This is a genomic window from Polaribacter sp., assembly GCF_051251875.1.
Taxonomy (GTDB): Bacteria; Bacteroidota; Bacteroidia; order Flavobacteriales; family Flavobacteriaceae; genus Polaribacter.
In genome coordinates, this window is record NZ_JBPOGL010000015.1 from 14,011 (window position 1) to 37,278 (window position 23,268).

Annotated in this window: 16 protein-coding genes and 1 other RNA gene; 2 read left to right on the forward strand and 15 right to left on the reverse strand. The window is 30.7% G+C overall.

Translation table 11 applies throughout. The features are described from left to right. Positions 1-25: 25 nt before the first annotated feature. Positions 26-1,438 (forward strand): di-heme oxidoredictase family protein, encoded by a 1,413-nt coding sequence (locus tag ACSHW5_RS08365; protein ID WP_435675668.1) that lies wholly within the window; start codon positions 26-28, stop codon positions 1,436-1,438. 2 nt (positions 1,439-1,440) lie between these two features. Continuing rightward, positions 1,441-2,502 carry an imelysin family protein gene (locus ACSHW5_RS08370; protein ID WP_435675669.1) on the forward strand — a complete coding sequence of 354 codons (1,062 nt, stop codon included), beginning with the start codon at positions 1,441-1,443 and terminating at the stop codon, positions 2,500-2,502. A gap of 150 nt (positions 2,503-2,652) precedes the next feature. Here the strand turns inward: ACSHW5_RS08370 and ACSHW5_RS08375 are convergent, their stop codons facing one another. The 15 genes from ACSHW5_RS08375 to murA form a co-directional block, all read right to left on the reverse strand. Next, entirely contained in the window at positions 2,653-3,387 is a 735-nt protein-coding gene (locus tag ACSHW5_RS08375) for a hypothetical protein (RefSeq protein ID WP_435675670.1), read from the reverse strand. A gap of 110 nt (positions 3,388-3,497) precedes the next feature. Next, positions 3,498-5,897, reverse strand: a complete 2,400-nt coding sequence (locus ACSHW5_RS08380; protein WP_435675671.1) for a TonB-dependent receptor family protein — start codon at positions 5,895-5,897, stop codon at positions 3,498-3,500. A gap of 4 nt (positions 5,898-5,901) precedes the next feature. Further along, positions 5,902-7,305 carry an HTTM domain-containing protein gene (locus ACSHW5_RS08385; protein ID WP_435675672.1) on the reverse strand — a complete coding sequence of 468 codons (1,404 nt, stop codon included), beginning with the start codon at positions 7,303-7,305 and terminating at the stop codon, positions 5,902-5,904. 71 nt (positions 7,306-7,376) lie between these two features. Beyond that, entirely contained in the window at positions 7,377-8,477 is a 1,101-nt protein-coding gene (locus tag ACSHW5_RS08390) for an imelysin family protein (RefSeq protein WP_435675673.1), read from the reverse strand. Positions 8,478-8,568: 91 nt separating this feature from the next. Further along, entirely contained in the window at positions 8,569-9,753 is a 1,185-nt protein-coding gene (locus tag ACSHW5_RS08395; RefSeq protein ID WP_435675674.1) for a DUF4856 domain-containing protein, read from the reverse strand. 142 nt (positions 9,754-9,895) lie between these two features. Then, complete coding sequence (locus ACSHW5_RS08400; protein ID WP_435675675.1) at positions 9,896-11,401, reverse strand: bifunctional metallophosphatase/5'-nucleotidase; 1,506 nt, start codon at positions 11,399-11,401, stop codon at positions 9,896-9,898. Between the two features lie 115 nt (positions 11,402-11,516). Next, positions 11,517-12,374, reverse strand: a complete 858-nt coding sequence (locus tag ACSHW5_RS08405) for a hydroxymethylglutaryl-CoA lyase (protein ID WP_435675676.1) — start codon at positions 12,372-12,374, stop codon at positions 11,517-11,519. 255 nt (positions 12,375-12,629) lie between these two features. Continuing rightward, positions 12,630-13,325, reverse strand: a complete 696-nt coding sequence (locus ACSHW5_RS08410) for a peptidoglycan DD-metalloendopeptidase family protein (protein WP_435675677.1) — start codon at positions 13,323-13,325, stop codon at positions 12,630-12,632. A 66-nt stretch (positions 13,326-13,391) separates the two neighbouring features. After that, complete coding sequence (locus tag ACSHW5_RS08415; RefSeq protein ID WP_435675678.1) at positions 13,392-15,659, reverse strand: aconitate hydratase; 2,268 nt, start codon at positions 15,657-15,659, stop codon at positions 13,392-13,394. 355 nt (positions 15,660-16,014) lie between these two features. Then, positions 16,015-18,792 (reverse strand): bifunctional aconitate hydratase 2/2-methylisocitrate dehydratase, encoded by a 2,778-nt coding sequence (locus ACSHW5_RS08420; RefSeq protein ID WP_435675679.1) that lies wholly within the window; start codon positions 18,790-18,792, stop codon positions 16,015-16,017. Between the two features lie 237 nt (positions 18,793-19,029). Next, an RNA gene (gene rnpB / locus ACSHW5_RS08425) (RNase P RNA component class A) lies at positions 19,030-19,334 on the reverse strand. 178 nt (positions 19,335-19,512) lie between these two features. Continuing rightward, positions 19,513-20,655: a molecular chaperone DnaJ gene (dnaJ, locus tag ACSHW5_RS08430; protein WP_435675680.1), complete on the reverse strand. Its 1,143-nt coding sequence runs from the start codon at positions 20,653-20,655 to the stop codon at positions 19,513-19,515. Positions 20,656-20,724: 69 nt separating this feature from the next. Next, entirely contained in the window at positions 20,725-21,273 is a 549-nt protein-coding gene (locus ACSHW5_RS08435) for a nucleotide exchange factor GrpE (RefSeq protein ID WP_435675681.1), read from the reverse strand. A gap of 91 nt (positions 21,274-21,364) precedes the next feature. Next, the gene (locus ACSHW5_RS08440) at positions 21,365-21,916 is read right to left on the reverse strand and encodes an HNH endonuclease (protein WP_435675682.1); all 552 of its coding nucleotides are present in this window, start codon (positions 21,914-21,916) and stop codon (positions 21,365-21,367) included. 38 nt (positions 21,917-21,954) lie between these two features. Next, positions 21,955-23,265, reverse strand: coding sequence for a UDP-N-acetylglucosamine 1-carboxyvinyltransferase (gene murA / locus ACSHW5_RS08445; protein ID WP_435675683.1), 1,311 nt, complete (start codon positions 23,263-23,265; stop codon positions 21,955-21,957). Between the last annotated feature and the right edge of the window lie 3 nt (positions 23,266-23,268).

Here is a 23,268-nt window from a genome sequence, read left to right on the forward strand (position 1 = left end):
ATTTATTATTAAAAACAATGAATAAATGAAATATTTGTATTTTGGAATTTTAATATTATTATGTTTTTCTTGTAATTCTAATGAATTTTCAGAAGAAGAATATATAAAAATAAACTACGAGTTAGACGAAGAAAACTTAGTCTCTGATTTATCAATTGAAGCTTTTACAGCAGATAAAGCATTTGGGAGAGGAATTCCTATTTTATCAGATTTAGAACTTGCTTTTTTTGGTGTTGGCAACGCAATGTTTGATCAAAGTTGGGTTTCTGCTCCTGCGTCTACCACTTCTAGAGATGGTTTAGGACCTCTATTTAATGCAAGAGCTTGTAGTGCTTGTCATTTAAGAGATGGTAGAGGAAAACCTTTATTAGAAAATGGTGCTAGTTCAGAAGGTTTTTTAATTCGTTTAAGTTCTGGTAATAATCCTATAACTGGCCCCATCGGTATAGCTAATTATGGAGGACAATTACAAGACGATTCTAATTTAGGGATTGCAAACGAAGGAACAATTAATGTTAGTTTCGAAACTATTACAGAAAAGTACCCTGATGGAGAAACTTATGAGTTAAGAAAACCAACTTATACAATTGTAGATTTAAATTATGGTAATTTAAGTAATGCTAAACAATCTGCACGTATAGGTCCACAAGTAATTGGTTTAGGTTTTATAGATGCTTTAAGTGAAGCCAGTATTTTAGCAAACGAAGATATTAATGATATTGACGGAGACGGAATTTCGGGTAAAGCCAATTATGTATGGAATGTAAAAGAAAATAAATCTACCATTGGTAAATTTGGATGGAAAGCAAACCAACCAACATTAGAACAACAAGTTGCCGGTGCTTTTAATGGAGATATGGGATTAACTACTTCTATTTTTCCCGATGAAAACTGTCCGCAAGGTGTAGATTGTAGTAAATTAAATAACGGAAATAATGAAGGTGAAAATGTAGAAGTAACCGATACTCAAATGAGTAGAATTATGGTGTACCAAGCTGCTATTTCTGTTCCCATCAGAAGAAATTATAAAACCGTTGATGTATTAGAAGGTAAAGTTTTATTTAATGAATTAGAATGTGCAAAATGTCATATAAATAATTTTACAACAGGCAATGAATATTCTTTATTAACTCAATTAGAAAATATAACCATAAGACCTTATTCAGATTTTTTATTACACGATATGGGAGATGCTTTAGCAGATAATAGAGCAGATTTTTTGGCGAACGGAAATGAATGGAGAACACAACCACTTTGGGGTTTAGGTCTAATAGAAGAAGTTAACGATCATACTTTTTTATTACATGATGGTAGAGCCAGAAATATTGAAGAAGCTATTTTATGGCATGGAGGTGAAGCAGAAAATGCCAAAAATAACTTTAAAAATTTACCTAAAAAAAATCGAGAGCAAGTACTTAAATTTTTAAACTCTTTATAATCATGAAAAAACATTTTTTCTTTTTCTTTTCTGTAATAATATTGCTTTTTTCTTGTAGTAAAGAAAACTCAAATTCATCATCTGCAATAGATCTTTTTCACGAAGAATATTACAACGTTAATATATTACCTTCTTTAAATAATTTTAAGGTAGAAATAGAGAAACAAATAACACTTACAGAAGATTTTCAAACAAATACAACACAAGAAAACTTTATTTTATTAAAAGAACAATGGATAAATTCTGCAAGTTCTTTTTCTAGAACAAGAGTCTATAATGTTGTTGATATAAAGTCTTTGTATTTTGATATTATTATTTATAATTTTCCTGCCAACTCAACATTAATAGAAACTAATATTGCTAACAAAACAACTTATGACACCGATTATATTAGTAATAGCAGCACTGTTTCTAAAGGGTTAGCTGGTATTGAATATTTGTTGTATGAACCCACAAAAGACAACCTAACTCTTTTACAAGAAGATTCTTATAGAGTAGATTATTTGTTATCTATTTCTAAAGAAACATTAAGACAAATTAATTTATTAATCGATTTTTGGGAACAAGGCTATAAAACAACATTTATGAATTATAAAAGCTTGTCTTGTATAGAAAATGCTCGTTGTTTGGCTTTTAATCAATTAATAAATATTTTAGACATTATTAGAGTCACTAAAATTGGTAAGCCTGCCGGGTTAGAAAGTTCTGCAAATATAAATTTAGAAATTTTAGAAGCATACAGAAGTAAAAGTTCTTTAAAATTGATAAAGAGCTCTTTAGAAGAAATACAAAACGCATATACTTTAAGTAGTGTTAATTTTTCCAATATTATTGATGAAATATCTAATTCCCCTGAAATATCTACGGAAATAGAAAATAGTTTTATTAGTGTTTTTAATAATATTGATGCAATTGATAGTAACTTGTATACAGCAATTTCTAATGGAGATGAAAGTGTAGAAACTTTATACAATTCTTTATTTATTCTATTACAATATTTTTCTGTAGATGCTGCAAGTACATTATCTGTAAACATTTTACCAACAGATAACGATGGAGATTAATAGTAAGCATCCATCAAAATAAATAGTATAAACCCCATGGTATTTCAACAAAAAAAAATCAACCTATAATTTAATTCTAGGTTGATTTTTTATATATATAAAGAATATAATTATGGAAATTTTATAAGATGCTATATAAAAAAGTTAGTACTAATAATAGGTAATATCATAAGTGGTTTTTTCGTACAATTTGCCATTTAAAAATACTTCTCTTAGAATAATATTTCCTTTTTCATCATATTTATTCATGTATTCCATAGATTCTTTAACCTCTTTATCTTTATTAAAATTAATTCTTTTTGTTAAATTTCCATCTTTATCATATGCTGTTTTTGATGAATAAATTATAGAATTGTTACGAAAAGATGCTGTTTTTAGAGTGAAACCATTTTTATCAAAATAAAATTTAAGATAATGGTTATTAGGTTTATTAAATTCGTTAAATCTTTGAATAACTACTTCATTCTTTTTATAATTATATGTAAATATTTCTATTTTTTTATTATTTATTTTATGATTAGGGTGAAGATAAATTGATTTTAATGGATTATTATTTTTATCGAATTTTGTTATTTTAGAGAAGTATAAAGTATCGTTTTCAAATTGATTCAATTCAATTATGTTTTTATTTGAATCATATTTATATTCACTTTTCATCAGTCTTTCTCCTATTTTTGTTAAAGAACTTTTTAATAGTTTATTCTCATAATTAAAAACAGTTTCTTCTTTAAAATTAGGGTGATTAATAGTTTCTTTTATAATTTTATTTTTTTTATCGTAATAAATAACTTGGTTTTCTTTGTTTAAGTTTTCATATTCTGAATAACGCAAAATATTTATATTCATTTTTTTTACTTTCCCTAACAAATCTTGAGTAGAATCCATTTCTATTCCCTTTAACTTAATCGAATTACAAGAAAAAAAGAATAATACTATAAGAAAGTAAATTATTTTCATTTTAAAATATTTAAGATTAATTATCATAAATATAAACTTTAAAACTTAAATTCTAAAGTCACATAATAGTTTCTTGGTGATGAAGGTATAATTCCTGGTCCGGGATATCCTGTTGCTCTACGTGTAAAATAACTATTATCTAAAAGATTGTTTACACCCGTTTCTATCTTCATAAACTTGTATTTATAAGAAGCAGAAAAATCTAAAATATCATAGGCAGGTATTTCTCCTGTAACTCCGCTAATACTTCCGCCTGTTGCATTTGTAGCATCAGAAAACTGACGCGATAAATAAGAATATTGAATACTTGCTAAAAAATCTTTGTACCCAAAACGTGCACCAGTTTTAATGTTAACGTTTGGTATAAATTCTACCTCATTCCCTTCTACTCCATTAATATCAGATTTTGTGTATTCTGATGTTATAAAAGAAGAATTGACAAAGTAGTTGAATACATAATCAGAATTGTTTGTAAAAAGTTTTTTCAGGTTAAAATCTACCAAACTTTCAATTCCTAAAATTCTTGCGTCACCAATATTATCTCTTTCTGCTTTACCATCGGCTCTTGTGTAAATATTGATTCTATCGTTATAAAACAAACCAAAAACATTGGCATCATAAGAAAAGAAATTTTTATAATTACCACGGAAACCTGCATCAATAGTAAAACCTTTTTCATCGGAAATATCTGGAGAAATTTCAAAAGCAGGGTTTGCAGTACTAATATCAGAAAAGGTTACAGAACGGTAATTCTGAGAAATATTACCGTAAAACTCTGTTGTTTTATTCAACTTATAACTAGAACCTAAACCTAATAAAACAAAGGTTCTTTCATTAGTTTCTTCTTCATCTCTTAGATTTTCATTAATTACATTTCCGGCAGCATCGGTTACAATATCTTTTATAATTTCATCTCTTTTTGTATTGATGTATTCCAATCTAAAACCAGGTGTAATTGAAAACTTCTGGTTTACATAGATAATGTTTTCTCCAAATAAAGATACATTTAGATTTGGAAATTTACTTTCCGATTGTCTTGGATAGTCTGGATATTCCTCTAAATACATATTAAAATCTGCATCTGAACCATCAGAACCCGGACCTTGCATATTGGTATTGTTAGCTTTGTAAAACTTGGTACCTATTAAAAAGGTAGATTTTTTATCGAACAACCTATAATTACTTACCAAACGCGACTCAAAACCATAGTTTTTAAAAGTTCCTTTAATCAAATCTCTTTCCTCTCCAGAATCTACCTGACTGACTCTGTTTGTTCTAAAACCCAATGCATCTCTAGAAGCATCTAAACCAAAGAAACTGAAAGAAAAATTGGTGTCATCAGAAAAAGCATGCTCCCATTTTAAATTGTACAAAAACCATTCTACCTGAAACCAATTACGCTCTCTATTGCTCTGTAAAGGGTCTTCATTAAACATTTGATCTGTTAAACCTCCTGCTTGTTGTGCTAAATATTTTAACCCTGTAAGCTCTGCAGATAATTTACTTTTATCATTAATTTGATATCCTAAATGTGCAAATACATTGGTAGATTCAAACGCTGAATTGGGTCTAAAACCATCTCCTTTTTTATAATTGATATATGTGTAATAGCTAAATTTACCGTGTGTATCGCTTACACTGGTAAAGTTGGTATACAAACCATTACTCCCCAAAGTATTTCTAAATACTATTTCCTGATTTTCTGTTGGTTTCTTGGTTACAAAATTCACCAAACCTCCAAATTGCGTTCCGTATTGCAAAGAAGCTGCACCACGAATAACTTGTATTTCTTCTAATCCTTCGGATGCTGGCGTATAATAACTTTCTGGATATCCTAAAACATCTGCGCTAATATCATATCCATTCTGGCGCGTATTAAAATTTGCCGTTCTATTAGGATCTAAACCTCTACCACCAATATTTAATTGCAAACCTGCATCATCATTCTGATAAATATTTAAACCTGCAACTTGGTTAAAAATCTGACGTGCATTGTTTGTTGATAATGCTGCCGCAGATTGATTTACCAAAACAACTTCTGTTTTTTTACCTGCAAAAATTGAGGTTCCTTCTACATCTTTTAATCTTTTTAGTTCAAAAACTTTACGTTTTCTTGCTTTAATTTCAATTTCTGATAATTCTTCTGAAAAGGATTCTAATACAATTTTTGCATCCTTATAATCATCAGCAATTAAAACCAATCTTTTTACTTTAAAAGTATTTGCATAAAAAACCAGAGAAATTGTTTTTGTATTTATAGAAAATGAAAACCTTCCTAAAGCATCAGTTTGGGCCAATAATCCGCCAGATTCATTATAAACTTCTACATTTTTTACTGTTTTATTTTCATCAGAAACTACGGTTCCTGATACCTTATATTGACTGTAAACTACAGTTTGCATTAAGGTAAGAATGATAAAAACGATTCTAAATTTCATATACTTAAAGTCCTTTAATTTTTATTTTTGATGAAAACGGAACAATCCAATCTTTGTGTTTAAAACTTTCTTTCTGTTGATATAAATCTACCTTTGGGTTTATATATCTTGTACTTAATCGTCCGTTTAATGCTACGTAACTTTCTGCAAAAATAGCAATATTTTTATGCCCCTGACTTTTAAAATGATTGCCTAAATAATGCACATATTCTAATATAAAATCGGGTTGAAAACTCATTTGTTTTTCTTGAAAACTGGTTAAAAAATCTTTATTATCAACCATAAAAGAATTGCCCGTTTTAGTGTCTACAATTCTAAAATTAGTCATTCCTGCTTTTTCCATTAACATAACGCGCCAAGAAAATCGATAGCCCTCTTCTGTCCAAAATAATTCTCCTGGATATAATACATATCTAAAAGGTAAAAGCAATTGAATGATTAAAAAAAAACTTAAAAACGGAATTAGCATTTTTCTTTTGATCTTTGAAAATGTATAGTTTTGTTCGATAATTAAAGGAATTCTCGATACTATTTTTTCTTTTTCTACATCACTTGAACTGACATTTAAGATATATTTCTTTATAAAATCTATTATTTTCAGATGAAAACCAGCATCAAAAAATATTAATGTAGAAATAATCATCACAAAAGGAAACATACCAATTGGAAACAAAATCCGTGTAAAAACATGGAAAAAGACAACTAAAACAAAAGCAAATACTCGGGTTCTTTTGTATAATAGTAAAAACGGAATGGTTAAATCGTACAACATGCCAGACCAACTCATGGCAAAATGAAACCACTCTTGTTGCATAAAATTGTTCCCAATGAAAGGAAGATCATATTTTGATGGCAACCATATTTTTAAAGGCATTGCTCTAAACAACCAATCAGAATTTAATTTTGCCAAACCTGCATAAAAATAAACAACGCCTAAAAGGAGTTTAATGATGTCTATAGTCCATTTTGGAATGTTTAAATACTTCTTTTTATTTTGTAAATTATCAACAGAAAAAATGGCATTTGCGGGTAAAAAAATAAGCACAAAACTAATAATAGTTATAAAGTAATAATGGTTTAAATAGGTGGTTTTATCCATAAATTCTATATAGGTAAACGATAGAAAAAATGTAATAATTGCCATTCTGTATTTATAACCAAAAGCTACAAAAAGGGCGGATAAACCACAAATAATAAATAGTATATAGGTATAATTTCCAATAGGTTTTATCCAACTGAAACCATAATAAGAAAAATGAAATTTTGGTTCTAAGTACAGTTTCTCTATCCAACCATTAACCCAAAAACGCAAGATACTTACAAACATCATGAAACCAAAAAACAAACGAAAAACAGCTAATGGAGCTGCATTTGTTTGTTCTTTAAAATTGTACTTTAAAAATTTCATCAAAATAAAAAAACCTGAAAACTTATTTATTTGTAAATTTTCAGGGTTTATTTTAGTTTATTATAGCTGTATTAATCTCCATCTGCATCTACATAATCTACACTAATATTAAAAGCTTGCAACATATCTACTTTTAATAAAATTACTACTTTTTGCAATTCGTCATACGCCTTTGTCATGGCAACATCATTGGTATTTATTTGCTCGTAAAAGTTTGCATTTAAAGTATTTATTTGCGTTTTAGCAACTGTATTTTGATTGATAATATTTGTAGAAATATCTGCTCTGTCTAATTCAATTAAATAATTACTAAAAGAAATACCTTTGGTAGCTGAATTATAATGTTTCCCTTCAAATAAATTCTCTACTGCACTTAAAGCCTCTAATGCCAGTTCTTTAGAATACACTTTACTATAAAACCCTTCTACTTTTTCTGGTAGCGGAGTTGCCGAAAAATTTCCAACAGGAGTTCCTATTTTATTTGCTCTCAGTCCTTTTTCATAATAATAAATGTAATCGTTTACTAGCTTATTTACAACACTAGTTACTGTATTTTGAGTGCTTGCAACAAAACTATTTCTTTGAGCTTTAAAATCTGAAACCACACTTGTTGTAAGCGTATTCATTTGATTTAAAACATCGGTAATATATTTTTTGTAATTTTCTTTATTGGTATCTGTAGTATATTTAGCCAATATAGTTGTATCAGAATCTGCAACACCATACAATAGATAATCTAAAGCAGGAAAACCTTGCGCATCATGATTGTTAGCACTATCTAAATCGTAGGTTCCGTTAGAAATATTTGTTTCTACATCTGTTACCGTTAAAGGATAAATGTTCATATAAAAAGAATACTGCAACTCTTCTGCCTTGCCAATATTAAACATTTCTATTTGTTGCCAAGTAGTATATGCTTGTAACCAAGAAGCTCTAAATGTTTCTAAATTAGTTTGATTAGGATTGCTTGTAAACGTTTCTCCATCAGATTTTAATGTTGCCAATTTAGTGCTAAAATCATCATAAGCAGGAATAATAATATTGTCTGCAATATTAACAAGCATTGCATTTCTATCAAAACTATCTTTGACGGTTGGTTCCGCTTCGTCAGATGATGAGCAGCTATAAACTACACCAATTAAAACTACAAGGAGTAAAATTTTTCTAAACATGTTATTTCTATTTATTCTAAATAAAGATACAAAAATAGGAAAAAGCAATTGTAAATGATTGCTTTTTCCTATTTAATTACCTCAAATTCAATTATAATGAAGCTTGCTCAAATGTGAAGCTAAATTTATCTGCAATAGCATTTGAAACCTCGTCTATAGTTGCATCTGTAAGATCCCAAAAACCATTACCTGCTTGTAATTTTGTCATAAGTCCTTCTACTTCAGTTTTAGATAAATAAGGTTCAATAGAATTTGGTTTTCTAGTAAATTGTAAACTATAAACAAATCCAAGTCCTTCAGATAATGCATGAAAAGCAGACGCTTTATCTATTGCTAATTGAGCTTTACCACTTTGCAAATAATGAATTCCTCTTACTGCAATTACAATAGAAATCTTTTCTTTTAATATTGTTATTTGTTCATCTCTAGTTGTGTAATCTTTTTCTGAAATAGCAGCTCTACCTAATTTAAAGGCATTGTAAATCTCCGAACCAATACTAGAAAAATTTGTATTTTCTTGTACTTTACCCACATATTCATTTAAAAACTTATCTGCTTCGTATGTTGGAGAAGCAATATCGTCTTCGTTACCATATAAATAACCAAAAGCTTCATCCCATTTATGCTCCATAGAAGTATAATTTTCACCACTTAATAATACATCTGCATCATTATCTGCTTTCAGTGTTCCTGCATCTAAAACCGCAGTGCTTAAATAATTATTTAAAATTTGATCTACCATTAAACCACCAATTAAACTTTTAGCAATTAATTGGTTGTATTCAATACCTTTTTCATTTACATATCTTACAGAACCACCACCAGCTTGTTGAATTTGACCTGCAACACCTGCTGCAGCATTTGTATTCCAGTTAGGAAAAACATCATTTACCTGTGCAGCAATCCATGTATCAAATTGGTTTTTTATAGCATTCGCATCTGTAGTATTTGCAGCATAAAAATCTGTTGATGCAGCCGTTTTACTTCTTAAACTTTTTGAAGAAGCATTTAAATCAGCATCAGAAAAATCAGCATCTCCTTCAGAGTGTGCAAATTTTGCGTTTAAAGTAGCAACTGTTTCTGTTGTAGTGGTAAGTGCACTTGTAAACTCACCTCCCATTTTAATTCTAGTAGTTTGTCCGTTAAAATCTACTGTAGAAGATCCGTTTCTTTCAAAACTATAGGTAGCAGGTGCTACTGTTGGATTGTCGTTATCGTTATTATTACATGAAATTAATGTAGCTACAATTGCTAACGATAGAATAACTTTTTTCATCTTTATTTAGATTAAATATAAATAGTTTGTTAATTTTCGTGCAAATATAAAACTCCAATTGAGTTACACAAAATTTATTTAGATTTAATTTAAATAAAAGAAAACAAAAACAACCAACTAACAGATAATCAATGAAATAATATTACAAAGATTTAAAATAAGCAATAACAGATTTTCTAATATCCGTAGAAATCTCTGTTTCTTTCGGTTTTATTACGTTAAGTACTTCTTTATTCTTTGTTGATAAAAAAGGAATATCAAACCCTTTTAATAAATAGTCAGAAAAAGCAACTGTATACACTTTGTTACTATTTAATTCTTTGTTTTTAATCATCCACTTCTCACCTATTTTTTCCGCATTAAAGCGTTGTAAGTACGCTCCAGTTCCTGCTGCTAAGACTCCGTAGTCTAAAACCCTTTTTAACAACCTTCCTTTCAATTTTACTTTTAGAATTGCCCCACCATAAGGCAACACTCTAAAAATATCTACTGCTGTAATATTTCCTTCCAACACATCATCTATTCTTATAGAACCACCATTTACTAAAGCACAATCTACTTCATTATTATTGGCAAAAGACATTGACTTTGTAATGACTTGTCCTAAATTTGTTTGGGTACTTCTAATGGGCGCGTCTCTACCATCTAATGCTGTTGACGCTTTAAAAATAACTTCATCTGGGTTCTGAATAATTTCTTTAATTTTTGATGTCAAAATAGATTGCCATTTATAAACAATTTCCCCAATATTTTTATCAGAATTAATAGTCCTATTAATTTCTTTTAATTCAGACTTTACTACTGTTTTTTTTGTTTTTTTATCATAAGAAATCCTATGAACATAAACCGTTTTTGCGTTTGCGTCTGCTTTAGATATAATAACATTACCTACTTTATCATAAGAATTTGCATGCTCGTGACCTCCCATAATTAAAGGGATATTTGGCAACAATTTTGCAATTCTTTTATCATTTGTTATTTTAACATGTGTTAACCCAAAAACAACATCTACAGCATCTTTTATAGCTGCATAAGAAGCTCTTGCTTTTACAAACATATTGCCATATTCTACAAATTCTTTTGGGTTAGACGGTATACAAACACTTATAAAACCTACTTTTATTTTTGTGCCATCAGCATCAGAAAATTCTTTGATAAAAGTTTCTCCAACAGCGTGCTTTTCTCCATTTCTTTCTTTATAAAAAGGAATTGCAGCTTCTTTTGTTTTTAGTTTTACGTTGGCAGAAATCCAAGGAAAATTACTTTCATTTAATCTCTTTTGAAGATCTTCTTTAGAAACATCAAATTCATGATTACCAAACGCCACCAAATCAAAATTCATAGCATTCATTACTTCTATCATTTGTTTTCCACGCACTCTTTCTCCTTCAACTTTTACGGTACCTAATAAAGACGGATTTAAAAAATCTCCTGCCATAAAAAGCATCGTATTTGGGTTTTCTTGCAGTAATTCTTTGTGTACGGTTTCTACTCTTGCCATTCCACCAAATTCTCCACCCTGAATTGGTGCAATTTCATACACATCATTTAGTTGTAAAAAAGTAAAGTCTATTTTCTGATCATCTTTTTGACAAGAAGCAAAAAATAAGATTGATAAAAAGTATAGAAGTGATTTTGTGTATTTCATTTTTATTCAATTATAATGTTTGGTCGCAAATAACCTTTCTACCGCGTTTATAGTGACAATTTTCAATTTGATAAAAACTCATGCTTATAATATTTTTTAACTTTACAACTTTAGACTAAATAAATACTTCTAAAGCCTTATTATAAGCACTTTCAAAACTCATTGGTTTTATATTTGTATCTGCTTTTTGTGCCGTAAAATAACTCAATAATTTTTCTGTTGGCATATTCCCTGTTAATTCGTCTTTTGCCATTGGGCAACCTCCATATCCTTTAATGGCTCCATCAAAACGATTACAACCGGCTTTATAAGCGGCATCTACTTTTTCATGCCATTTATCTGGCGTTGTGTGCAAATGTGCACCAAACTCAATTTCTGTGTATTGTGGAATTAAATTTGAAAATAAATACGATATCACCTCTGGTGTAGAACTACCAACTGTATCCGAAAGAGATAAAATTTTTACACCCATTTTAGATAATTTTTCTGTCCACTCGCCAACTATTTCTACATTCCAGGGATCTCCATACGGGTTTCCAAATCCCATAGATAAATAAGCAACAACTTCTTTGTTTGTTTTATCTGCAATATTTAAAATTGCGTCTAAAGTTTCTATAGATTCTTGTATTGTTTTATGCGTATTACGCATTTGAAAGTTTTCTGAAATAGAAAAAGGATACCCTAAATAATCTATTTCTTCAAATTTTGAGGCATCTTCTGCACCTCTAATATTCGCAATAATTGCCAACAATTTACTTTGAGTTCTAGACAAATCTAATTTTGATAAAACGTCTGCGGTATCTCTCATTTGCGGAATTGCTTTTGGAGAAACAAAGCTTCCAAAATCTAAGGTATCAAACCCTACTTTTAGTAAAGCATTAATATACAATGCCTTTTTTTCTGTGGATATAAAATGAGATTTTATTCCTTGCATGGCATCCCTAGGACATTCTATTATTTTTACTTTTTTCATCAGAATCAAAGATATAGAAACTTAATTACTTGTTAAATAATAATGCAACTTCTTATCTTTTTTATTCTTAGATATGCACTGTTATTAAATATAATATTTAGCTCTTTGTGAAGTATCAAAAAAAAAATATAACTGTATTCTATTGTTTTGTTATCTTCAAAATAAACGAATGCCAATTGAAACATTTAAGATACTAAAATTTAAATTTTATATAATAGATAAGGGAAATTATACCCCTATAATTACCCGTTAAACTTACCTCACTAATTTTAATAATAAATTAGGATTAGGACAATTTTTCTTATAAAATGCTATATTTTCTTTGGATGAAACTCCAGGATAATCGCCAAAATTATCTTGTAAATCTCTAATGATTTGAAAGTGTAAATGTGGCGCATAATCTCCGTTTACTGATGAATCTCCTAAAAAACCAATGCTATTTCCTTTTAAAAATGTATCTCCAATTTTTATACTTTCTATGGATTTTAATGATAAATGACCGTATAAGGTATAAAATATTTCTTTTTTAATTTGATGTTTTAATAGTATTGTTGGACCATAATCTCCAAAATTATTATTATTTTTAAAACTATGTACTTCTCCATCTAAAACAGCCAAAACTTTGGTTTTTTCACAACACCATAAATCAATCCCTAAATGAATATTTCTTTTTTCATTTTCTGATATATTTTTAAAATAATCACTTCTATCATAAATATTTCTTTTTTCTAAATATCCTCCAAAAGCAATTTTTGCTTTATGTTTATTTAAAAAAGAATTTATATATATTTCCCATGCTGCAGAAGATGAAATATCAAAACTTTGCAAATCTTTATTCTTTGATGAAATTAGTATCGGAAAATAACTTTCTAAAGAATTAGTTGCATCAATTACGTGTAAAGGTTCTTTTGATATTTCATTTAAAAACTGATTAAATTCTTCACTATACATAATTTCTATAATAACAAAAAAAACTCTCGAAAAGCATCGAGAGTTTTATAAGTAACTACTTAAATTTTAAGCGTTTTCTTTTTTAATTAAATTTAATGCAGAACCCTCATTATACCATTCAATTTGTCCTTGATTGTAGGTATGATTTGCTATCACTATATCTTTAGAACCGTCTTTATGCACAACTTCTATGGTTAATGGTTTGTTTGGTGCAAAGGCATTTAAATCAACAAAGTTAAACGTATCATCTTCCTGAATTAAATCGTAATCTGCTTCATTGGCAAATGTTAACCCTAACATTCCTTGTTTCTTTAAGTTGGTTTCATGAATACGAGCAAAAGATTTTACCAAAACAGCCGCAACACCTAAATGTCTTGGTTCCATTGCAGCATGCTCTCTAGAAGAACCTTCTCCATAATTATGATCTCCTACAACAATAGATTTTACTCCTGCAGCTTTGTAAGCTCTTGCTGTATCTGGCACACCACCAAAATCTCCTGTTAATTGATTTTTAACAAAATTAGTTTTCTTTCCAAAGGCATTTACAGCTCCAATTAAACAATTGTTAGAAATATTATCTAAATGACCTCTAAAACGCAACCATGGGCCTGCCATAGAAATATGGTCTGTTGTACATTTACCAAATGCTTTTATTAATAGTTTAACGCCTGTTAAATTATTCCCTAAAGGTGTAAAAGGTTCTAAAAGTTGTAATCTTTCAGAATCTTCTTTTACGGCAATTTGTACGTGACTTCCATCTTTTTCTGGCGCTAAATATCCATTATCATCTACTGCAAAACCTTTTGGAGGCAATTCCCAACCTGTAGGTTCATCTAACATTACTTCTTCTCCGTTTTCGTTAATTAACGAATCTTTCATCGGATTAAAGTCTAAACGCCCAGCAATTGCAATGGCAGCTGTTAACTCTGGCGAAGCTACAAAAGCATGCGTGTTTGGATTACCATCTGCACGTTTTGCAAAGTTTCTATTAAAAGAGTGAACAATACTATTTTTCGGTGCATTTTTAGGATCGTCATAACGCGCCCATTGCCCAATACAAGGTCCGCAAGCATTGGTAAAAATTTTAGCATCTAATTTTTCAAAAATTTGAATAATCCCATCACGAGCAGCTGTAAAACGTACTTGCTCAGAACCAGGATTGATTCCTAATTCAGATTTCATTTTTATTCCTTTGTCGATGGCTTGTTGCGCTATTGATGAAGCTCTAGATAAATCTTCGTAAGAAGAATTGGTACAAGAACCAATTAAACCCCATTCTACTTTTAATGGCCAATCATTAGCATTCGCTGCTTTTGTCATGTCAGCACCTACTTTTGTTGATAAATCTGGTGTAAAAGGTCCGTTTAATAGTGGTCCTAATTCTGATAAATTGATTTCAATTACTTGATCAAAATATTGTTCTGGATTTGCGTACACTTCTGCATCACCGGTTAAATATTCTTTTACTTTATTGGCTGCATCTGCCACATCACTTCTATCTGTAGCACGTAAATAACGTTCCATAGAATCATCATAACCAAAAGTAGACGTGGTTGCTCCTATTTCTGCTCCCATATTACAAATAGTTCCTTTTCCTGTACAAGACATAGAAGTAGCACCTTCCCCAAAATATTCTACAATAGCGCCTGTTCCTCCTTTGGCAGAAACAATACCTGCTACTTTTAAAATAACATCTTTTGGCGCTGTCCAACCAGATAATTTACCAGTTAACTTCACTCCTATTAATTTAGGAAACTTTAATTCCCAAGCCATACCTGCCATTACATCAACTGCATCTGCACCACCTACACCAATAGCAACCATTCCTAAACCACCAGCATTAACGGTATGAGAATCTGTACCAATCATCATTCCTCCAGGAAATGCATAATTTTCTAAAACTACTTGGTGAATAATACCTGCGCCGGGTTTCCAAAATCCTAATCCGTATTTGTTAGACACCGATTCTAGAAAGTTAAAAACTTCATTGCTAGTATTTAGAGCAGATTGTAAATCCATACTTGCCCCGTTTTTAGCCTGTATTAAATGATCGCAATGCGTTGTTGTAGGAACAGCCACTTTGCTTTTACCTGCTTGCATAAATTGTAGTAATGCCATTTGCGCGGTTGCATCTTGTAATGCAATTCTGTCTGGTGCAAAATCTACATAATCTTTACCTCTTACAAACGCTTTGTTAGCTGTTTTGTCCCACAAGTGGGAATACAAGATTTTTTCTGATAAAGTTAAAGGTTTTCCTGTTATTTTACGAGCAGCATCCACACGTTCTACAACGGTTGAATATACTTTTTTAATCATATTAATATCAAATGCCATAAGATTTTATATAATTTAATTGTTAATAATTTATAAGTACACTAAGGTACAAAAATATATACTAGTTTTATAATTGAATTTTATTTAGAAAAAATTTAATATTGATAGTGAAATAGAAAGTTTTGATAAAACCTTATTCTTTATAAATATCAAATGTTTTTATAATAGTATCTACTTTGGGTTAGGGATTGAAATGGAAATCCTTTTTGAGAAGTATGAACAAAAAGATTGTAATAAAAAGCCCGACCATACCTTTTTTTGGTATGGGAACCTCCGTATAAAAAAATGAAATATGAGCAAAAAAAAAGTCTGAGTATACAACTCAGACTTTTTAAAAATAATTTATAATATTAGACTATCTCACTAATTGTTTTTGAGATGGCTTAAATTTAGTTAAAACAATACCATCTACAGCTGCTTCATATTCTGCCATAGTAGGTGTTCTTCCTAAAACAGTAGATAATACGACAACCGGAGTAGAAGATAATAATGATTCTCCTTTTTTCTCTCCATCATCTTTTACAACTCTTCCTTGGAATAATCGTGTTGATGTTGCCATTACAGTATCTCCTGGTTCTGCTTTTTCTTGGTTCCCCATACATAAGTTACAACCTGGACGCTCTAAGTATAACATATTTTCATACTTTGTACGTGCTAATCCTTTAGGTGCGCTATCGTCAAATTCGAAACCTGAATATTTTACTAAAACATCCCAATCTCCTTCTGCTTTTAATTCATCTACAATATTATACGTTGGAGGCGCAACCACTAAAGGTGCTTTAAATTCTACTTTACCATGTTGCGCTTCAATGTTTTTTAACATTTGAGCTAATATTTTCATATCTCCTTTGTGCACCATACAAGATCCTACAAATCCTAAGTCTACTTTTTTAGTTCCTCCGTAGTAAGACAATGGTCTGATGTTATCATGTGTATAACGTTTAGAAACATCTTCATTATTTACATCTGGATCTGCAATCATAGGTTCAGCAATTTCATCTAAATCAATAATTACTTCTGCATGATACTTTGCGTTGGCATCTGGTCTTAAAGATGGTTTAATTCCTGTTTTAAGCTCTACAATTCTAGTTTCTGCTTTTTCTACTAAACCTTTAAGAACTTGCTTAGTGTTGTCCATTCCTTTATCAATCATGATTTGGATACGACCTTTTGCAATCTCTAAAGATTCTATTAAGGTGTCATCTTCAGAAATACAGATAGATGCTTTTGCTTTCATCTCTGCAGTCCAATCTGTAAATGTAAACGCTTCATCTGAAGTAAGTGTTCCAATATGAACTTCTATAATTCTTCCTTGGAAAACGTTTTCTCCACCAAATTGTTTTAACATTTGAGATTGTGTAGCGTGTACTACATCACGGAAATCCATATAAGATTTCATTTGCCCTTTAAAAGTAACTTTTACTGATTCTGGAATTGGCATTGAAGCCTCTCCTGTAGCTAATGCTAAGGCAACGGTTCCTGAATCTGCACCAAAAGCAACACCTTTAGACATACGAGTGTGAGAATCTCCACCAATAATAATATCCCAATCACCAACTGTAAGGTCATTTAATACTTTATGAATAACATCTGTCATTGGAAAGTATTTCCCTTTAGGATCACGACCTGTAATTAAACCAAAATCGTTCATAAAGCTCATTAACCTAGGTATGTTTGCTTTCGATTTATCATCCCAAACAGAAGCAGTATGACAACCAGATTGGTAAGCCCCATCAACAATTGGAGAAATAACTGTAGCAGCCATATTTTCTAATTCTTGAGAAGTCATTAACCCTGTAGTATCTTGAGAACCTACAATATTAACTTCTACACGTACATCTGAACCTGCGTGTAATGTTTTTCCTGGCGTTGTTCCAACAGCATTTTTATTGAATATTTTTTCTACAGCTGTCAATCCTTGTCCTTCAACAGAAACTTCCTTTGATGGCGCATATACTGGCACTACATCAATTCCTAAAACTTTAGAAGCAAATGTTTGTAATTTTTTACCGAAAACAACAGCATAAGAACCTCCTGCTTTCATAAACTCCATTTTCTGTGGTGTAAATGCTGCAGAAATATCTTTTAATTCTGTATCTCCGTTATATAATTTTTTCTCTTTTGTGTTAATGGTAAGAACTGTACCTGTTGCTACAGAATACTCTTCTTTTAAAACAGGTTCTCCATCTGCATCACGAATTGTGTTTCCTTCAGCATCTTTTTGTTGTACCCAGTTTTTAAGATCTAAACCAATACCACCAGTTACCCCAACAGTTGTTAAGAAAATTGGCGAAATACCATTTGTACCAGCAATTACCGGTGCAATATTAATAAATGGTACATACGGACTCGATTTAACTCCTGTCCACAACGCCACGTTATTTACACCAGACATTCTAGAAGAACCAACTCCCATGGTTCCTTTTTCTGCAATTAACATCACTCTTTTATCAGGATGTTGTGCTTGTACGGCTTTTAATTCTGCTTGTTGTTCTTTATTGTGCTCAAATAAACACTGACCGTGTAATTCTCTGTCTGAACGTGAGTGTGCATCACCTCCTGGAGATAATAAATCTGTTGAAATATCACCAACTCCGGCAATAAAAGTAACCACTTCTATTTTTTCATCTATTTCTGGAAGTTTTGTAAAAAACTCTGCCTTTGCATAACTTTCTATAATATCTTTAGCAATAGCACTTCCGTTTTTATACGCTTCTTCTAAACGCGCTGTATCTGCTTCATAAAGAAACACTTGTGTTTTTAAAACATCCGAAGCTTGTTTTGCAATAGCAGTATCTGCTCCTAATGCTAAATCTAATAAAGCTTTTACAGAAGGCCCACCTTTCATGTGAGATAATTGTTCAAAGGCAAAAGCAGGAGAAATCTCTGCAACTACAGATTCTCCTAAAATAATTTCCTTCAAAAAGGTTGCTTTCACGCCAGCAGCACTTGTAGTACCAGGCAACACATTATAGATAAAAAAGTTCAAAGAATCTTCTCTATACTCATTGTCCAAATCTTTAATTTGCTCAATGATTGTACTAAGTAATTCAGCACCATCAATTGGCTGCGGATGAAGTCCTTGCTCTTTTCGTTCTTCTATCTGCTTAAGGTAATCTTTATAAATACTCATGAAAGAAATCTTTAGTTACCGCAGGCCTTTTGATTATAATAGATTCAAAAGACATACCGTAAAATTGTTTGTAAATTATAGTTTGACAAACTTACATTTTTTTACATGAATATTAAAGTATAAATAATAGATTGCACGTATTTATGAATAAATAAAAGTTATTTTAAAAAACGTTACATTTTAATCAATAAAAGAGAAGTTTTTTTATGTTTTTACTAAAAAATTGTAAAAATATTATAAAAAAGCAGACTAGTAAGCCGAATTCTGTTTCCCATATTGGGACTCTTATCATTTATCTAGTTCTAAAATTACTCTTAGAATCTATCTGCCTACCCTTTAGAATCGAGCGAGAAGCTCTCAATCTCTAATTTACATGGCATTGCACCGCATAGAGTTTACCTGGTTTCACTACAGCCGAACTGTACTTGCTTTCTGTTGCACTTGTCCTCAACTTACGTTGGACGGATGTTATCCGCTATGCTACTCTTTGGTGTCCGGACTTTCCTTCACACCGAAATGTGACGATAAGATAAGTCTGCTTTTTTTCTATAATATTGTTTCATGTAACTTTATTCATAAAAAAACCCACTCATAAATGAGTGGGAAAAATTGCTATGAAAAAGAAAAAGTGTTGCTGATTTCTCAACAACGATACAAATATATAACCTTTTTTAATATAAACAATATTAATTTTAATATTATTTTAATATTAACAAAAGTTTAAGAAAACATATCTTTTACTTTTTCAAAAAATGATTTGTCTGACGTATTTGGACTTGGCGTAAAATTTTCATTATCAGCCATTTTCTCAAAAAAATGTCTTTGCTCTTTATTTAATTCTTTTGGTGTCCAAACATTAATATGGATTAAGAAATCTCCTGTTCCATAACGTTCTATACTTGGCAACCCTTTTCCTTTTAGTCTTAAAATTTTACCAGATTGTGTACCAGCCTCAATTTTAATCTTTACTTTACCGGTAACAGTTTCCACTTCTTTGCTTGCTCCTAAAACTGCTTCAGAAAAATTCACATACAAATCATAATGAATATTTGTTCCTTCTCTTTTTAAAGATTCATGAGGAACTTCTTCAATTAACACTAATAAATCTCCTGCAATAGAATTCTTACCTGGAGCTTCATTACCCTTTCCTCCTACTTTTAATTGAACTCCTTCTGTTACTCCGGCTGGAATGTTAATTGGTACTGTTTCTTCTTTTACAATTAAACCTTGTGCATCTGAGCCGTTCGGTTTACTACTTATAATTTCTCCTGCACCACCACAAGTACTACACGTAGTAGCTGTTTGCATTCTACCTAAAATAGTATTGGTAACTCGCATTTGCTGACCAGAACCACTACAAGTGGTACAAGTTTTATAAGAAACTCCGTCTGCTTGTACTTTTCTTCGAACTTTTACTTTCTTTTCTACACCTTTGGCAATCTCTTCTAAGGTAAGTTTTACACGAATTCGCATATTACTTCCTTTAACTCTTGCTTGACGTTGGCCTCCGCCACCACCAAAACCACCAAATCCGCCGCCGAAACCGCCGCCACCGCCGCCAAAAATGTCTCCAAACTGACTAAAAATGTCGTCCATATTCATTCCGCCGCCGCCGAAACCACCGCCGCCTTGTGGGCCTTCAAAACCTGCATGACCATATTGATCATAACGCGCTTTTTTATTTTCGTCGCTTAAAATTTCGTAAGCTTCTGCAGCTTTTTTAAAGTTCTCTTCGGCAGTTTTATCATCTGGGTTTTTATCTGGATGATATTTAATTGCCATTTTTCTATATCCCTTCTTAATTTCTGCTTGAGTAGCAGATTTTGATATACCTAATACTTCGTAAAAGTCTTGTTTTGCCATTTTTATTCAATTATCAATTAACAGTAATCAATGATCAATGGTAATTGTGTATTGTTAATTGTAATTTATTTACTGTCCGATTACCACTTTTGGATAACGAATAATTTTATCTCCTAACTTATAGCCATTTTCCACACAATCAATTATTTTTCCTTTTAAATCTTTTGATGGAGCAGGTATTTGTGTAATTGCCTCGTGAATTTCAGCATCAAAAACATCACCTTGTTTGGTTTCTACTTTCGATAATCCTTTTAATTCTAAGGTGTTATAGAATTTTTGATAAATTAACAACACACCTTTTCTTAGTTCTTCTGCTTCTTTGTCTTCTTCTATATGTGTCAGCGCACGTTCAAAATCATCAATAATTGGCAGTAAAGATGTCATTAATTCTTGGCCTGCTGTTTTAAATAATTCTATTCGTTCTCTAGAAGTTCTTTTTTTATAGTTTTCAAACTCAGCAAACAAACGTAAAAACTTATCTTTTTCAGCTTGAATTAACTCTTCTGCTGTAGGTTCTTCTTTTACAATTTCAGCCTCAACTTCTTGATTTTCTTCAACTTGAACAGTATCTTGTTTGTTTTTTATTTCTTCTTCTGTGATGTTATCTTTTTTACTCATTTCTTTCGTAATCGTTAAATTGTCTGTGATTAATTTGCAAAAATGTTGCCAACAAAAAAATAGTGTCAGATTGACACTATTTTTTAGTTTTTTAAATTTCAACATGGCTCCAATTTTCTCCAGATTTAATTCTATGTATCTGCATATCGGAAACTCCAAACCTTTTGGCAATCATGGTTATTCTTGTTCTGTTATTTCTAAGTTGCCTTTTTATTATTTTCACTTTTCCGGCTGTAAGCTTGTAATTGGTTTTTTTATTTTTTTTAGATTCAATAAATACAGGGTTTTTAAACTGATGCAATTCTTTTTCTCTTTTAGTTGCCCACTTTAAATTTTCCAATCGATTATCTGTTTTATTATAATTTAAGTGTAAAACAAAAACTTGCTCGTCATTTTCTTTTTCTAAAAAATGTTCTGCCATCAATTTATGAATATACCTACCCGTAGTTTTGCCATTTTCTTTTTGTTTTAAAGAAAGCGCTGCATATCCATTTATAAAACTTTCTTTTTTTAAAAACTCTTTGTCTTTGTTTTTACAATTGATAACCCTTCCATAATTTGAAATTTTGAATTTTTCTTTTTCTGCAATTTTTTCATCAAACTGAATTTTTTTCCATTCTTCGTTCCATAAATTCCGTATCATAATATAAAAGTTTTTTTAAATTAATAAAAAACTTTTTCTTATTCTGCAATTCTTTCAATTTTTGCTCCAATAGATTTTAAACGTGCTTCAATATTTTCATAACCTCGGTCTATTTGTTCAATATTATTAATAATACTAGTCCCTTTTGCAGACAATGCGGCAATTAATAAAGAGATTCCTGCTCTAATATCTGGTGATGTCATTTTAGTAGCTTTTAATGTACTCTCAAAATTCATACCAATTACCGTTGCCCTATGCGGATCACACAAAATTACTTTTGCTCCCATGTCTATTAATTTATCAACAAAAAACAAACGACTTTCAAACATTTTTTGATGTATTAATACAGTTCCTTTTGCTTGTGTTGCTAGTACTAAAATAATACTTAATAAATCTGGCGTAAACCCTGGCCAAGGAGCATCTGCCACTGTTAAAACAGAACCATCTATAAAGTTTTGAATTTCATAAGATTCTTGTGCTGGAATGTAAATATCATCCTCTTTTTTTTCTAATTGAATACCTAATTTTCTAAAAACATTGGGTATTTGACCTAAATTTTCCCAACTTACATTTTTAATGGTTAATTCAGATTTTGTCATTACTGCAACACCAATCCAAGAACCAATTTCAATCATATCTGGTAAAACTGTGTGCTCACAACCTCCAAGAACAGTTACACCTTCTATAATTAATAAGTTTGAACCTACTCCACTTATTTTTGCGCCCATAGAATTCAACATTTTACATAACTGTTGAATGTAAGGTTCACAAGCTGCATTGTAAATTTTTGTGGTTCCGGTTGCTAAAACAGACGCCATTAAGATATTAGCAGTACCGGTAACAGAGGCTTCATCTAGCAACATATCTGTACCAAATAATTCATCTGCTTCTACCCCATAAAAGCGTTCTTCTTTATTATATCTAAATTTTGCTCCTAGTCTAATAAAACCTTCAAAATGCGTATCTAAACGTCTTCTACCAATTTTGTCTCCTCCTGGTCTTGGAATATATCCTTTTCCAAAACGCGCCAAAAGTGGTCCAACAATCATAATAGAACCTCTTAAAGAACTTCCATCTCTTTTAAAATCTTCAGATTCTAAATATGGTAAATTAACTTCATCGGCTGTAAATGCATAGCTATTTCTGCTTAGTTTTTCAACTTTAACACCTAATTCTCCAAGGATAAAAATAAGTTTATTTACATCTATAATATCCGGAACATTGTTTACTACAACTCTTTCTGAAGTAAGTAATACTGCACAAAGTATTTGTAAAACTTCATTTTTTGCACCTTGTGGTGTAATTGTTCCGTTTAATTTATGACCGCCTTCAATTTTAAATGATGCCATGTA

Excerpts from the sequence above, each read along its gene's own strand:
- ACSHW5_RS08365 (WP_435675668.1), top strand. The coding sequence starts at position 26 with ATGAAATATTTGTATTTTGGAATTTTAATATTATTATGTTTTTCTTGT.
- ACSHW5_RS08395 (WP_435675674.1), bottom strand. The coding sequence starts at position 9,753 with ATGAAAAAAGTTATTCTATCGTTAGCAATTGTAGCTACATTAATTTCA.
- murA (WP_435675683.1), bottom strand. The coding sequence starts at position 23,265 with ATGGCATCATTTAAAATTGAAGGCGGTCATAAATTAAACGGAACAATT.
- dnaJ (WP_435675680.1), bottom strand. The coding sequence starts at position 20,655 with ATGGCAAAACAAGACTTTTACGAAGTATTAGGTATATCAAAATCTGCT.
- ACSHW5_RS08380 (WP_435675671.1), bottom strand. The coding sequence starts at position 5,897 with ATGAAATTTAGAATCGTTTTTATCATTCTTACCTTAATGCAAACTGTA.
- ACSHW5_RS08440 (WP_435675682.1), bottom strand. The coding sequence starts at position 21,916 with ATGATACGGAATTTATGGAACGAAGAATGGAAAAAAATTCAGTTTGAT.
- ACSHW5_RS08420 (WP_435675679.1), bottom strand. The coding sequence starts at position 18,792 with ATGAGTATTTATAAAGATTACCTTAAGCAGATAGAAGAACGAAAAGAG.
- ACSHW5_RS08370 (WP_435675669.1), top strand. The coding sequence starts at position 1,441 with ATGAAAAAACATTTTTTCTTTTTCTTTTCTGTAATAATATTGCTTTTT.
- ACSHW5_RS08405 (WP_435675676.1), bottom strand. The coding sequence starts at position 12,374 with ATGAAAAAAGTAAAAATAATAGAATGTCCTAGGGATGCCATGCAAGGA.
- ACSHW5_RS08415 (WP_435675678.1), bottom strand. The coding sequence starts at position 15,659 with ATGGCATTTGATATTAATATGATTAAAAAAGTATATTCAACCGTTGTA.
- ACSHW5_RS08435 (WP_435675681.1), bottom strand. The coding sequence starts at position 21,273 with ATGAGTAAAAAAGATAACATCACAGAAGAAGAAATAAAAAACAAACAA.
- ACSHW5_RS08375 (WP_435675670.1), bottom strand. The coding sequence starts at position 3,387 with ATGGATTCTACTCAAGATTTGTTAGGGAAAGTAAAAAAAATGAATATA.
- ACSHW5_RS08390 (WP_435675673.1), bottom strand. The coding sequence starts at position 8,477 with ATGTTTAGAAAAATTTTACTCCTTGTAGTTTTAATTGGTGTAGTTTAT.
- ACSHW5_RS08400 (WP_435675675.1), bottom strand. The coding sequence starts at position 11,401 with ATGAAATACACAAAATCACTTCTATACTTTTTATCAATCTTATTTTTT.
- ACSHW5_RS08385 (WP_435675672.1), bottom strand. The coding sequence starts at position 7,305 with ATGAAATTTTTAAAGTACAATTTTAAAGAACAAACAAATGCAGCTCCA.
- ACSHW5_RS08410 (WP_435675677.1), bottom strand. The coding sequence starts at position 13,325 with ATGTATAGTGAAGAATTTAATCAGTTTTTAAATGAAATATCAAAAGAA.